12 protein-coding genes are annotated in these 13720 nt (G+C 74.4%); 10 read left to right on the top strand and 2 right to left on the bottom strand.

All coding sequences use genetic code 11. The features are described from left to right. Nucleotides 1–158 precede the first annotated feature (158 nt). The 7 genes from ABGA99_RS04810 to purB all read left to right on the top strand — a co-directional run bounded on the left by ABGA99_RS04810 (nt 159) and on the right by purB (nt 8974). Nucleotides 159–941 carry an ABC transporter ATP-binding protein gene (locus ABGA99_RS04810; protein WP_347579248.1) on the top strand — a complete coding sequence of 261 codons (783 nt, stop codon included), beginning with the start codon at nt 159–161 and terminating at the stop codon, nt 939–941. Nucleotides 942–948: 7 nt separating this feature from the next. Beyond that, nucleotides 949–3549, top strand: coding sequence for an FtsX-like permease family protein (locus ABGA99_RS04805; protein WP_347582189.1), 2601 nt, complete (start codon nt 949–951; stop codon nt 3547–3549). A 166-nt stretch (nt 3550–3715) separates the two neighbouring features. Then, on the top strand, nt 3716–4144 hold the full coding sequence (locus ABGA99_RS04800) for a GNAT family N-acetyltransferase (protein WP_347579246.1): 429 nt from the start codon (nt 3716–3718) through the stop codon (nt 4142–4144). 57 nt (nt 4145–4201) lie between these two features. Next, a complete protein-coding gene (locus tag ABGA99_RS04795) occupies nt 4202–5599 on the top strand; it encodes a hemolysin family protein (RefSeq protein WP_347579245.1) in 1398 nt (465 codons plus the stop codon). Then, a complete protein-coding gene (locus ABGA99_RS04790) occupies nt 5596–6609 on the top strand; it encodes a hemolysin family protein (RefSeq protein WP_347579244.1) in 1014 nt (337 codons plus the stop codon). Before ABGA99_RS04795 ends, ABGA99_RS04790 begins: the two co-directional genes overlap by 4 nt. A 55-nt stretch (nt 6610–6664) precedes the next feature. After that, nucleotides 6665–7432 carry an SGNH/GDSL hydrolase family protein gene (locus ABGA99_RS04785; protein ID WP_347579243.1) on the top strand — a complete coding sequence of 256 codons (768 nt, stop codon included), beginning with the start codon at nt 6665–6667 and terminating at the stop codon, nt 7430–7432. Nucleotides 7433–7534: 102 nt separating this feature from the next. Next, entirely contained in the window at nt 7535–8974 is a 1440-nt protein-coding gene (gene purB / locus ABGA99_RS04780) for an adenylosuccinate lyase (protein ID WP_347582188.1), read from the top strand. A 35-nt stretch (nt 8975–9009) separates the two neighbouring features. Here the strand turns inward: purB and ABGA99_RS04775 are convergent, their stop codons facing one another. Together ABGA99_RS04775 and ABGA99_RS04770 are read right to left on the bottom strand one after the other, a co-directional pair. Next, on the bottom strand, nt 9010–9747 hold the full coding sequence (locus ABGA99_RS04775) for an ABC transporter permease (protein WP_347579241.1): 738 nt from the start codon (nt 9745–9747) through the stop codon (nt 9010–9012). 3 nt (nt 9748–9750) lie between these two features. Then, nucleotides 9751–10497, bottom strand: coding sequence for an ATP-binding cassette domain-containing protein (locus tag ABGA99_RS04770; protein WP_347582187.1), 747 nt, complete (start codon nt 10495–10497; stop codon nt 9751–9753). A gap of 100 nt (nt 10498–10597) precedes the next feature. Here ABGA99_RS04770 and ABGA99_RS04765 point away from each other — a divergent pair, with 100 nt between their 5' ends. Genes ABGA99_RS04765 through ABGA99_RS04755 form a run of 3 tightly spaced genes read left to right on the top strand, consistent with a single transcriptional unit; the run spans nt 10598 to nt 13702 of the window. Beyond that, nucleotides 10598–11836 carry a histidine kinase gene (locus ABGA99_RS04765; protein ID WP_347582186.1) on the top strand — a complete coding sequence of 413 codons (1239 nt, stop codon included), beginning with the start codon at nt 10598–10600 and terminating at the stop codon, nt 11834–11836. A gap of 4 nt (nt 11837–11840) precedes the next feature. Next, complete coding sequence (locus ABGA99_RS04760) at nt 11841–12500, top strand: response regulator transcription factor (RefSeq protein ID WP_347579238.1); 660 nt, start codon at nt 11841–11843, stop codon at nt 12498–12500. Between the two features lie 44 nt (nt 12501–12544). Next, nucleotides 12545–13702, top strand: coding sequence for an ROK family transcriptional regulator (locus ABGA99_RS04755; RefSeq protein WP_347579237.1), 1158 nt, complete (start codon nt 12545–12547; stop codon nt 13700–13702). Nucleotides 13703–13720 lie beyond the last annotated feature (18 nt).

Raw genomic sequence — 13720 nt, 5'->3', positions numbered from 1 at the left:
CGCGGGATTCGGCGGCGGCCTAGTCTCGCTGGCAGGCGGCGCACATCCGATCGATCGCGCAGCCTTGCAGCACGTCCCCGCCGGGCACCCACGGCGTACGGCGGGGAGACAGGAACGCGCACCCGGCGCCCGGCTCACAGCCCGATGGGGGAACGGCATTGTCCACACCGGCGGCACTCGACAGACGCGAAGCGGGACCGCCCGCCGGGGTCGCGGCCCGCGCCGGCGGGCTGACGAAGACGTACGGCAGCGGCGAGACGGCGGTCGTGGCACTGGACGCGGTGGACGTGGAGATCCACCGCGCCCGCTTCACCGCGGTCATGGGTCCGTCCGGCTCCGGCAAGTCCACGCTGATGCACTGTCTCGCGGGGCTCGACACGGTGTCCTCCGGACGGGTCTGGCTGGGCGACGAGGAGATCACCGGGCTCGGCGAGCGGGAGCTGACCCGGCTGCGCCGCGACCGGATCGGGTTCATGTTCCAGTCGTTCAACCTGCTGCCCACGCTGAACGCCCTGGAGAACATCACGCTGCCGATGGACATCGCTGGCCGTAAGCCCGACCCCGAGTGGCTGGACCGGGTGATCGACACGCTGGGCCTGCGCGACCGGCTCGACCACCGGCCCTCGCAGCTCTCCGGCGGCCAGCAGCAGCGGGTGGCGTGCGCGCGGGCCCTGGCCTCCCGGCCCGAACTGATCTTCGCCGACGAGCCGACGGGCAACCTCGACTCGCGCTCCGGCCACGAGGTGCTGGGCTTCCTCAGGGAAGCGGTGGACCAGCTGGCGCAGACGGTGGTGATGGTGACCCACGACCCGGGCGCCGCCGCCCACTCCGACCTGGTGCTCTTCCTTGCCGACGGGCGGATCGTGGACGAGATGCCGCAGCCGACGGCCGAGGCGGTGCTGGAGCGCATGAAGCGCTTCGACGGGATCAGGAAGAGCTGAGGCGGGCGTGCTCAAGGCGACTTTGCGCAGCTTCTTCGCGCACAAGGGGCGGATGCTGCTCTCGGCTCTGGCCGTGCTGCTGTCGGTGGCGTTCGTCTCCGGCAGCCTCATCTTCTCCGACACCGTCAGCCGTACCTTCGACCGGCTCTTCGCCTCCACGGCCGCCGACGTCGCGGTCTCGCCGAAGGAGGCGTTCGAGCAGAACCGCGGATTCGGCTCGGGGCTGGTGCCGACGCTGCCCGCGTCGGTCGCCGATGACGTGGCGAAGGTGCCGGGGGTGCAGGACGTCCACCTCGACGTCGAGGTGGAGAACCTCACCGTCACCGACGCGGAGAACGAGCCGATCGGCCGGACCACGGGACCCCCGACGATCGCCACCAACTGGTACGTCAGCGATCGCAGCCCAGTGGAGCTGTCGGACGGCCGCGAGCCGGCCGGAGCGGGTGAGGCGTTGCTCGACAAGGACACCGCCGACCGCAAGAACGTCGAGATCGGCGACAAGCTCCACGTCCTCGCGCAGCCCGGCACGTTCGAGGTCGAGGTCGTCGGCTTCGCGAAGTTCACCACCACCAACCCGGGCGCTTCGGTGGTCTATCTCGACACGGCGGCCGCGCAGCGCCAGTTGCTCGACAACCCGGAGCTCAAGGACGGGGAGGCCGCGGGCGCGGCGCAGGCCACGTCGGTCTCCGTGGACGCGGCGCCGGGGGTGCCGGACGCCGAACTGAAGAAGCGCATCAAGGCGGCGCTCGACGGGAACTACGCCGTGCAGACCGCCGACGAGCAGGCGAAGTCGGCGGCGGAGGAGCTGGGCACGTTCCTCGACATCATCAAGTACGTGATGCTCGGCTTCGCCGGGATCGCCGTGCTGGTCGGCATCTTCCTGATCGTCAACACGTTCTCCATGCTCATCGCGCAGCGCACCCGCGAGCTGGGGCTCATGCGCGCGCTGGGCGCGGACCGGCGGCAGGTGCGCCGGTCGGTGCTCACCGAGGCGTTGCTGCTCGGGCTGGCGGGCTCCACGCTCGGGCTGCTCAGCGGCATCGGCCTGGCCCTCGGGCTCATCGAGACGATGGGCCTGCTGGGGATGAACCTGGACGCGGCCGAGATGGTCGTGAGCTGGGTCACGCCGGTCTTCGCGTACGCGGTGGGCGTGGGCGTCACCTTCGTCGCGGCGTATCTGCCCGCCCGCCGCGCGGCGCGGGTCTCCCCCATGGCGGCGCTCGCCGACCTGGAGATCGCGGAGGTCGGCCGGCCGATGCGGGTGCGGGCGGTGCTCGGCTCGGTCCTCGGGGTCGTCGGGGCGGTGTCGTTCTTCTTCTGCGCCACGGCGGACCGGACCCGGGACTCCGCGGTGTACCTGGTGGGCGGCGTGGTGCTGACGATGCTCGCCGTGGTCGCGGCCGGGCCGCTGCTGGTGCGGCCGGTGATCCGGGTGCTGGGCGGCTGGTTCCCGCGGATCTTCGGCTCCGTCGGCGCCCTCAGCCAGCGCAACGCGCTGCGCAACCCGAGGCGCACCGGAGCCACGGCCGTGGCGCTGATGGTGGGCCTGGCCCTGGTCGGCGGCATGTCGGTGGCCGCCGCGTCGATGACGAAGTCCTTCGACGAGGAGATCGACCGGACGCTGGGCGCCGACTTCCTCGTGCAGAGCGACAGCTTCGGCCCGTTCCCCCGCGAGGTCACCGAGCGGGTCCAGAGCGCGGACGGGGTGGGCCTCGTCGTCCGCCAGCGGTTCGCGCCGCTGCGGGTGACGCTGCCCGACGGCGAGAAGACCAGCACCAGCGCCGGCGCCTTCGACAAGGAGCTGGACCAGGTCAGCCGGCTGGAGTACGCGGAGGGGAGCACCGGCGCCGCGCTCGCGCCCGGGCACGTGGGCCTGCAGCGGCAGTTCGCGCGCGACCACGGCATCCGTATGGGCAGCACGCTCCCCGTCGAGTTCCCCAACGGCAAGAAGGCGGAGCTGACCGTCGGGGCGCTCACCAAGCAGGAGACCAGCGGCGGGTTCGGTGCGGCGGGTGGCTTCTTCCTGGGCATGGAGACCCTGGAGGAGTACCTGCCCGGCGGCCAGGAGGCGGTCGTCTTCGTCAACGCGGCGAGCGGCACCGACGTCGACAAGCTGCGCGCGTCGCTGGAGAGCGGGCTCGAAGCCTTCCCGCAGGTGAAGGTGCGCGACCAGGCGGACTTCAAGGAGCTGATCCGGGAGCAGATCATCGTGCTGCTCTATCTGGTCTTCGCGCTGCTGGGGCTGGCGATCGTCATCGCGGTGCTGGGCGTGGTGAACACGCTGGCGCTGTCGGTGGTGGAGCGGACCCGGGAGATAGGCATGCTGCGGGCCATCGGGCTGTCCAGACGCCAGACGCGCCGGATGATCCGGCTGGAGTCCGTCGTGATCGCCGTGTTCGGCGCGCTGCTCGGCCTGGTGCTGGGGCTGGCGTGGGGCGCGGGGGTGCACGAGGTGCTGGCGCTGGAGGGCATGCGCGCATTCGCCATCGACTGGACGGTGCAGCTCGCCGTGGTGATCGGGTCGGTGCTGGTCGGACTGCTGGCCGCCCTGCTGCCGGCCCTGCGGGCCTCCCGGCTCAACGTCCTGGCGGCCATCGCGCACGAGTGACCGCGGCCCCCCGCCGGGTGCGGTCGTACGGGCCCGGCGGGGCGCGCGGCCGTACGCGTCCGACCGGACGGACGGCCCGTCGAGGACCGGCCCGCCGGGCGGCCGTGTCCGGGCGTGTGCCGAATCGGGTCGACGCGGGCGGGCCCCCGGTGATGGGATGCCGGGCATGGACGATCTCCACATCCGGGCCGCGGAGCCCGCGGACGTACCGGCGGTGCTCGCGTTCTGGAAGGCGGCGGCGGAGGGCACGTCGGTCAGCGACGACGAGGCGGGCGTCACCGGGCTGCTGGAGCGCGACCCGGGCGCGCTGCTGCTGGCCGAGCGCGGCGGGGAGCTGGCGGGCACCGTCATCGCCGGGTTCGACGGCTGGCGCTGCCATCTGTACCGGCTCGCCGTGCACCCCGGCCACCGGCGCCGTGGCGTCGGTACGGCGCTGCTGGCCGCGGCGGAGCGGCGGTTCGCCGCCTTCGGCGGCCGGCGCGCGGACGCGATGGTGCTGAACCGCAACGAGCGGGCGCACCACGCCTGGCAGGCCGGGGGCTACGTCCGCCAGGAGCAGTGGAGCCGCTGGGTCAAGCCGCTTGCCGCCGGCTGACCGCGGTCGCCGCGCGACCGCCGCGACCCTGCGTGATCATGAGACGGAGGTGACCCGATGACCGAGGTGCTGCTGCTGGTCCTGGCCCTGGCGCTCTGCCTGGCCTGCGGCCTGTTCGTGGCGGCCGAGTTCTCGCTGACGACCGTGGAGCGAGCCGAGCTGGAACGGGCCGTGGACCGCGGCGAGCGGGGCGCGGCCGGTGCGCTGCAGGCCGTACGGAGCCTCACCTTCCAGCTCTCCGGCGCCCAGCTCGGCATCACCGTCACCAACCTGGTCGTCGGCATGCTCGCCGAGCCGTCCGTCGCCTCCCTGCTCCACAGCCCGCTGCGCGCGGCGGGCGTACCGGACTCGGCCACGTCCAGCGTCGCCCTCGTGCTGGGCACGGCGCTGTCGACCGTCGTGCTCATGGTCGTCGGCGAGCTCGTGCCCAAGAACTGGGCCATCTCCCGCCCGCTGGCCATGGCCAAGCGCGTCGCGGCCTTCCAGCGCACGTTCAGCGGCGTCTTCCGCCCCTTCATCGGCCACCTGAACAACACCGCCAACCGGGTGCTGCGGCTGATGGGCCTGGAGCCGGCCGAGGAGCTGGCCTCGGCGCGCAGCCCGCAGGAACTCGCCGCGCTGGCCCGGCACTCGGCGAAGAAGGGCTCGCTGGAGGCCGACACCGCCGAGCTGTTCGTCCGGACGCTGGGGCTCGCGGATCTGACGGCGGAGAACGTGATGACGCCCCGGATGCAGGTCGTCGCGCTGGAGGCGGACGCCACCGTCGGGGACGTGGTCGACGCCTCCCGCGCCACCGGCCTGTCCCGCTTCCCCGTCTACCGCGGCAGCCTGGACACCGTCCTGGGCTACGTGCACGTCAAGGACGTCCTCGGCATCCCCGCCGACCGCCGCGCCCACCACCCGCTGACCCGGCTGCTGCGCGAGCCGGTGCTGGTGCCCGAGACGCTGTCCGTCGATCATCTGATGGACCGGCTGACGGAGAAGCGCACCATGGCGGTCGTGATCGACGAGTACGGCGGCACGGCAGGTGTGGTCACCATGGAGGACGTCGTGGAGGAGGTCATCGGCCAGGTGCGGGACGAGCACGACCCGCTGGAGACGCCCGACCTGCTGCGCAGCGGCGCGGACCCTGACGGCCGGATGCTCTTCGACGCCGACGGCGGGGTGCGCCCCGACCAGCTCGCGGAGATCGGCCTGCGGGTGCCGGAGGGCCCGTACGAGACGCTGGCCGGGCTGGTCGCGACCGAGCTGGGCCGCATCCCCGTCGACGGGGACGCGCTGGACGTCGGGGGCTGGCGGCTGGACGTGGTGGACGCGGCCGGGCGCCGCGCGGCGCGCGTGCTGCTGCACGCCCCGCCACCGGGCGCCGAGCCCGACGACGGCGAGGACGAGGGCACCGGCGGCGCGGACGGCAGCGGCAGCCGTACGGCCGACGGCAGGGGGGAGCCCGGATGACCGCCGTCCAGTTGATCGTCGGCCTGCTGACGCTCGTGCTCAACGCCTTCTTCGTGGGTGCGGAGTTCGCGCTCATCTCGGTGCGGCGCAGCCAGATCGAGCCGTACGCCCAGGAGGGCGACCGCCGGGCGCGCCGCGTGATCTGGGGCCTGGAGCACGTCTCCACGCTGATGGCGTCGGCCCAGCTCGGCATCACGCTGTGCACGCTGGTCCTCGGCGTCGTCGCCGAGCCGGCCATCGCGCATCTGCTGGAGCCGCTGTTCAACGCGGTGGGGGTGCCGCACGGGCTGGTGCACCCGATCTCGTTCGCGATCGCGCTGACCGTGGCGACGTATCTGCACATGCTGCTCGGCGAGATGGTGCCGAAGAACGTGGCGCTGGCCGACCCGGTGCGCTCCGCGCTGCTGCTCGGCCCGCCGCTGGTCGCGCTCACCCGCGCGCTGCGCCCCGTCGTCTTCACCGTCAACGCCTTCGCCAACGCGCTGCTCCGGCTGCTGCGCGTGCAGACCCGCGACGAGGTCGCCGCGTCGTTCTCCGACGCCGACCTGGCCCGCATGGTCGCGGACTCCGCGGAGGCCGCGCTGCTCGACGACCGCTCCGCCGAGCGGCTGCGCGACACGCTGGAGCTGGGCCGCCGCCCCGTGGGTGACGTGGTGGTGCCCACGGGCCACGTGGTCACCGCGCCCGTCGGCGTCACGCCTGAGGCGCTGGAGGCCCTGGCCGTCGGCTCCGGCTTCTCCCGCTTCCCGGTGGTGGACGACAGCGGCAGGATCCTCGGCTATCTGCACGTCAAGGACGCCCTCGGCGCCGCCGACCGCGAGGCGCCGTTCCCGCGTACGGCCATGCGCCGCATCGCCCGGGTGCGCGCGGGCGCGCCGCTGGACGACGTGCTGACCGCCATGCGCCGCAGCCGCACCCACCTGGCCGCGGTCACCGGCGAGGAGGGCCGGGTGACGGGGCTGGTGACCATGGAGGACGTGCTCCGCGAGCTGGTCGGCCGGGAGTCGTGACCTGCGGCACGGGCGCCGGCGGGGACGCCGGCGGCGGCGGGTAGGATCGGCGGACGTGAATGCCCGTTACACCAGTTTCGTGGCGGTCGGCGACTCCTTCACGGAAGGCATGTCCGACCTGCAGCCCGACGGCTCCTACCGCGGCTGGGCGGACCTGCTCGCGGCCCGCTTCGCGGCGGCGCAGCCCGCCTTCCGGTACGCGAACCTGGCCGTCCGCGGCAAGCTCATCCGCCAGATCCTCGACGAGCAGGTCGACCGGGCCGCCGCCATGGAGGCCGACGTCATCACCCTCGTCGGCGGCCTCAACGACGCCATCCGGCCGCGCTGCGACATGGACCGGGTGTGCGACGTGCTCGAAGAGGCGGTGGCGCGGCTGGCGCCGAGCTGCAAACAGCTCGTGCTGATGCGCAGCCCGGGGCGCGACGGCCGGGTGCTGGAGCGGTTCAGGCCGCGGATGGAGCAGCTTTTCGCGCACGTCGACGACCTCGCCGCACGGCACGGCGCGCTGGTCGTCGACCTCTACGGCGCCGACGTGCTCCGCGACGTACGGATGTGGGACGACGACCGGCTGCACCTGACGCCCGAGGGTCACCGCCGGGTCGGCGAGGCCGTGTGGCAGACGCTCGGCGGCCCTCCCGCGTACGACTGGACCGGCCCGCTGCCGCCGGCGGCGGCGCAGCCGCCGTGGCTCACCCGCCGGACCGCGGACGCCCGCTTCGCCCGTACCCACCTGCTGCCGTGGGTGCACCGCCGGCTCACCGGCCGCTCCTCCGGCGACGGCCGCGCGCCCAAGCGCCCGGAGCTGCTGCCGTACGACGCCTGACCCCGTCCCGGCTCGGACACCGGCGCACGCCTCCGCACCGCCGCACCCCCGCACCGGCCGCCGGCCGCACCCCGCCCGGCACGCCCCGTAGAATCTCCCCACGTGAACAAGCCGCGCGTCCCCAACGTCCTGGCCGCCCGCTACGCCTCCGCGGAGCTGGCCGCCCTCTGGTCCCCCGAGCACAAGGCCGTCCTGGAACGGCAGCTCTGGCTCGCCGTGCTGCGCGCCCAGCGGGATCTGGGGATCGAGGTGCCCGAGGGCGCCGTCCCCGACTACGAGCGGGTGCTGGAGGACGTCGACCTCGCCTCGATCGCCGAGCGCGAGAAGGTCACGCGGCACGATGTGAAGGCCCGTATCGAGGAGTTCAACGCGCTCGCCGGGCACGAGCAGATCCACAAGGGCATGACCTCCCGCGACCTGACCGAGAACGTGGAGCAGCTTCAGGTGCGGCAGTCCCTGGAGCTGGTACGCGACCGCGTGGTCGCCGTGCTGTCCCGGCTGGGCAGGCTGGCCGGCGAGCACGCCGGGCTGGTGATGGCCGGCCGCTCGCACAACGTCGCCGCGCAGGCCACCACGCTGGGCAAGCGGTTCGCCACCGCCGCCGACGAGTTGCTGACCGCGTACGGCCGGGTGGAGGATCTCCTCGCACGCTACCCCCTGCGCGGCATCAAGGGCCCGGTCGGCACCGCGCAGGACATGCTCGACCTGCTCGGCGGCGGCAAGGAGGGCGCCGCGAAGCTGGCGGAGCTGGAGGGCCGGGTCGCCGGCCACCTGGGCTTCGCCCGCGCCTTCACCTCCGTCGGCCAGGTCTACCCGCGCTCACTGGACTACGACGTGGTCGCGGCCCTGGTGCAGGTCGCCGCCGCCCCGTCGTCGCTGGCGAAGACGATCCGGCTGATGGCCGGGCACGAGCTGGTCACCGAGGGCTTCAAGCCCGGCCAGGTCGGCTCGTCCGCGATGCCGCACAAGATGAACACCCGCTCCTGCGAGCGCGTGAACGGCCTCATGGTGATCCTGCGCGGGTACGCCTCGATGACCGCCGAGCTGGCCGGCGACACCTGGAACGAGGGCGACGTGTCCTGCTCGGTGGTACGCCGGGTGGCGCTGCCGGACGCGTTCTTCGCGCTCGACGGGCTGCTGGAGACGTTCCTGACGGTCCTGGACGAGTTCGGCGCCTTCCCCGCGGTGATCGCCCGCGAGCTGGACCGCTACCTGCCGTTCCTGGCCACCACCAAGGTGCTCATGGCGGCGGTACGGGCCGGGGTCGGCCGGGAGGAGGCGCACGAAGTCGTCAAGGAGCACGCGGTCGCCGCGGCCCTGGCGATGCGCGAGCGCGGCGCCGAGCGCAACGAACTCCTCGACCGGCTCGCCGCCGACGACCGCATCCCGCTGGACCGGGACCGGCTGGAGGCGCTGATGGCCGACCGGCTGTCGTTCACCGGCGCGGCCGAGGAGCAGGTGGCGGCGGTGGCGGCGCGGGTCGAGGAGGTCGTGAAGCGGCACCCGGAGGCTGCGGGGTACGCGCCCGGGGCGATCCTGTGACGCCGCCCGCCCCGGCCGCGTAGCGGAGCTCTGCGCTACGCGTCCCGCCGCCGCAGCGCCCACCAGCCGGCCAGCACCGCCGCCCCCGCCCAGAGCGCGGTGACGGCCAGCCCGGCGAGCGGCGGGACATCCGTCGGCGGGTCGGCGAAGAGCACCTGCTGCCCGGCGCGGTCGGGCAGGTAGTCCGCGACTCCCAGCGACCCGCCGCCGAGCACCATCGACACCACCAGCACGAACGGGATCAGGATGCCCAGCACCGCGATACCGCTCCGCAGTACGGCGGCGAGACCCGCGGCGAGCAGCGCCATGAGCGTGAGGTAGACGGCGCCGCCCACGACGCCGAGCAGCGCGCCGTCGTCGCCGAGCCCCAGCGCCCGGTCGCCGAGCGCGGCCCCGCCGACCAGGAACGACAGCAGCGTCGTGGGCAGTCCGACGGCGAACGTGAGCCCGCCGACGTGGGCGAGCTTCGCCGCGTAGAGCAGCCCACGACGCGGCACGGCGGCCAGCGTGGCGCGGATCAGCCCGCTCTGGTACTCGGACGACACGGCGAGCGTGCCGAAGACGATCGCGGCGATCTGGCCGGGGCCCACGCCGGTGAGGACGGAGAACAGCGGGTCGAAGTCGCCGTCGACGGTCTCGGCGCCGCCGAGGGCGGCGCTGGCGAGGATCCCGAACCCGGCGGTGACGAGCAGCACGCAGGCCAGCGACCACACGGTACCGCGCAGCGTCGTGATCTTGATCCACTCGGCGCGGAGCACGGCGGTGGCACTCATCGTTCAGACCTCCCTGGTCTCGCTCGTGAACTCCGCCGCGGAGGCGGTCAGTCGGAGGTACGCCTCCTCCAGGCCGCCCGCGCTGCCCGCGACGAACTCCGCGAGCGGCGAGTCGGCGAGCAGCCGGCCGCGGCCGAGCACCACGAGGTGGTCGGCGAACGCGGCGGTCTCCGCCATCAGATGACTGGAGACGAGCACGGTGCGGCCCTCGCCGGCCAGCCGGCGCAGCAGCCCCCGGATCCACACGATGCCCTCGGGGTCGAGCCCGTTGGACGGCTCGTCCAGCAGCAGCACGGGCGGGTCGCCGAGCAGCGCCGCGGCGATGCCGAGACGCTGGCGCATGCCGAGCGAGTACGTCCGTACCCGCCGGCCCGCGGCGGACTCGATCCCGGTCAGCCGCAGCACCTCGGCGACGCGGGCGTCCGGCAGGCCGTTGCTCGCGGCCAGCGCGCGCAGGTGGGCGCGGCCGGTGCGGGAGCCGTGGGCGGCCTGCGCGTCGAGCAGGGCGCCGACGTGCCGGAGCGGGTCGGCCAGCTCCGGGTACGGCCGGCCGCCGACGGTGACGGTGCCGGAGGTCGCCCGGTCCAGGCCGAGGACGAGACGCATGGCGGTGGACTTGCCGGCGCCGTTGGGGCCGAGGAAGCCGGTGACCCGGCCGGGCCGGACCGTGAAGGTCACGGCGTCGAGCGCCCGGACGTCCCCGTAGTCCTTGGTCAGTTCGCGGACCTCGATGGCTGTCGCTGCTGTCATACGGGCCACGCTGCCGGTCGGGGCGGTGCCGGGGCCTCCCCCGCGCGCGGGGTCGCCCTCCCCCGCGCGGGGGAGCCGCGCCCCCGGCGGCGCTGGCACGATGGACGGCGTGCCCCACCCACCCCGGTCCCTCCCCCGCCCGCTGCGGCCGGTGCTGCGGGCGGTGACGTACACGCGCTGGCTGCACCTGTTCATCGCCGCGACACTGGCCCTGCTGGGCGCCTTCATCTGGGGCCAGGACGACTTGCAGCCCGTGGTCGGCTACGCCGTCCTCGCCCTCGGCCCGGTGCCGCTGCTCGCCGTCGCCGCCGCCGTCCCCGCCACCCGGGTGCTGGAGACCATGCAGGCGCGTTTGCTGCTGTTCCCGGGTCCGCACGGGCCGGAGGAGCGGCAGGAGCCGCGGCTCGCCCACACACCGGCCGTCGCGTGGACCGACCGCGGCCGGGTGTTCGTGTGGCTGGTGCTGCGGATGTGGGTGGGGCTGCTGACCGCCGTGGTCGGCATCCAGGGTCTCTTCCTGACCGTCGCGCTGACCTCCGCGCACCATTGGCACTCGTTCGAGACGGAGGTCGTGCCACTGCCGGGCTCGTGGCAGGGGTGGTACCCGCCGCTCGTCCCGCTCGTCCTGGCGGCACTGCTGGCGGCCGGCTGGGCGTTCGGCGCGCTGATCGCCGTGCTGGCGCCCCGGCTGCTCGGACCCTCGGCCGCGGAGCGGCTGGCCGCACTGGAGGAGCGCACCGAACGGCTGCTGGAGCACAACCGGCTGGCCCGCGAGCTGCACGACACCATCGGGCACGCGCTGACCGTCGCCGTGGTCCAGGCCGGCGCCGCGCGGGCGGCGGGGTCGCCGGAGTTCACCGAGCGGGCGCTGGGCGCCATCGAGGACACCGGCCGGGAGGCGCTGGAGGACCTGGAGCGGGTCCTGCGGCTGCTGCGCCAGGAGGGCGCGCCGCCGTCCCGGCGGCCGGGGCTGGCCGAGGCGGGGCGGCTGGTGGCCTCCGCGCGCGGCGCGGGGGCCGCGATCAGCGCGGAGATCGAGGGGCCGCTGGAGTCGGTGCCGGGGCCGGTGTCGCGGGAGGGCTACCGCATCGTGCAGGAGTGCCTGACGAACGTGCTCCGGCACGCGGGCCCGGTGCCGGTGAGGGTCCGCATCGCGGCCTCGGCGACCGGTCTTGAGCTGCACGTACGCAACGAGCTGCCCCCGGCGGCGCCCGCTCCCGGGCCCGGCGGCAGCGGCCTGCGCGGCATCCGCGAGCGCGCCGCGCTGCTCGGCGGCGAGGCCGTCGTCGGCCCGGCGGACGGCGAGTGGCGGGTGCGGGTCACCCTGCCGATACGCTGACACCGTGCCCGTCTCCGTCCTCCTCGTCGACGACGACGCCCTGGTCCGCGCCGGGCTGCGGGCGATCCTCGAAGCCCAGCCGGACATCGAGGTGGCCGGCGAGGCGGCCGACGGCGCGGCGGTGATCCCGCTGGTGCGGCAACTGGCGCCGGACGTGATCGCGATGGACGTGCGGATGCCGCTCATGGACGGTATCGAGGCCACCCGGGCCGTGCTCCGCGCCTTCCCCGAGCCGCCGAAGATCCTCGTCGTGACCACCTTCGAGGAGGACCGGTATGTCTACGGGGCGCTGCGCGCCGGCGCCGACGGCTTCCTGCTCAAGCGGGCCCGCCCGGCGGAGATCGTGCACGCGGTGCGGCTGGTCGCCGAGGGCGAGTCGCTGCTCTTCCCGGCCGCGCTGCGGTCGCTGGCCGCCGGGCACGGCAACGAGGAGGCGCGCGCGGCGCTGGCGGCCGCGCGGCTGACCGACCGGGAGGGCGAGGTGCTGCGGCTGATCGCCCGCGGGCTGACGAACGCCGAGATCGCCGCGGAGCTGGTGCTCGGCACCGAGACGGTCAAATCGCACGTCAGTGCGCTGCTGGCGAAGCTGGGGGCCCGGGACCGGACACAGGCGGTGATCACGGCGTACGAGTCGGGGTTCGTCGCTCCCGGCGCGGCCGGATAGCGGATACGATCCGCTATCCGGAAGCACGCTCAGGGAGGCTGACGTTGGCGCAGCTCACCGGCGGGGATCCGTCCCTGCTGCGGCGGATCAACTCCGCCGTCGTCCTGCGCGCGCTGCGCGACGCGGGCTCGGCGACGCTGACCGAACTGGTGCGTACCACCGGGCTCTCGCGGCCCACCCTCGACGGTGTGCTGGAGGGCCTGGCCGCCAGCGGCCTGGTGGTGGAGGCCCCGGCCGAGGAGGGGACGACCCGGCGCCAGGGCCGTCCCGCCCGCAAGTTCCGCTTCCACGCCGAGTCCGGCCATCTGCTGGGGATCGAGATCGGCCCGCACCGGGTCTCCGTCCTGCTCTCCGACCTCGACGGCCGGCTGCGCGGCTCGGCGCTGCGCACCGTGGACGAGGCCGCGGAGGCCGACGACCGGCTGGCGAGCGTACGGACCGTCGTGCAGGAGGTGCTGCGCCGGACCGGTGTGGCGCGCAGCACGCTGCGCGCGGTGGGCGTCGGCAGCCCCGGCATCGTGGAGGCGGACGGCATGGTGCGGCTGAGCACGGCGCTGCCCGGCTGGACGGGCATCAACCTCGCTGAGCGGCTGGGGCGTTCGTTCCGCTGCCCGGTGCTGGTGGAGAACGACGCGAACACCGCCGCCGTCGCCGAGCACTGGAAGGGCGCCGCGCGGCACTCGGCGGACGTGGTCTTCGTCCGCGCCGGGCTGAGCCCCGGCGCCGGGTCGCTGATCGGCGGTCGGCTGCACCGCGGCTTCGGCGGCGCGGCGGGCGAGATCGGCGCGCTGCACCTGCTGGGCCGGGAGGCGACGCCGGAGAAGCTGCTCAGCGTCACCGGGGAGCCGCTGCACCCGCTGGACGAGCCGGCGGTGGCGGAGGTCTTCTCGCTGGCGCAGGACGGCGACAAGCGGGCCCGCCGGGCCGTGGACCGGTTCATGCAGCGGCTGGTGCACGACGTCGCCGCGCTGGTGCTGGCACTGGACCCGGAGCTGGTGGTGATCGGCGGCTGGGCGGCGGGCGTGGACGACGTGCTGGAGCCGCTCCACGCGGAGCTGGCCCGCTACTGCCTGCGGCCCCCGGAGGTCGTGCTGTCGCTGCTGGGCGAGGCGGCGGTGGCCACGGGCGCGCTGCGGCTGGCCCTGGACCACCTGGACGAGGAGTTGTTCGCCGTGGAGAGCACGGTCACGGCGCGGCGGTGAGCCGGCGGGCCGCGGGCC

It is taken from the genome of Streptomyces sp. B5E4, from assembly GCF_039871555.1.
Lineage (GTDB): Bacteria > Actinomycetota > Actinomycetes > Streptomycetales > Streptomycetaceae > Streptomyces.
The sequence above is the reverse complement of the archived record's forward strand: the minus strand, read 5'-3'. Positions and strand labels throughout refer to the sequence as shown.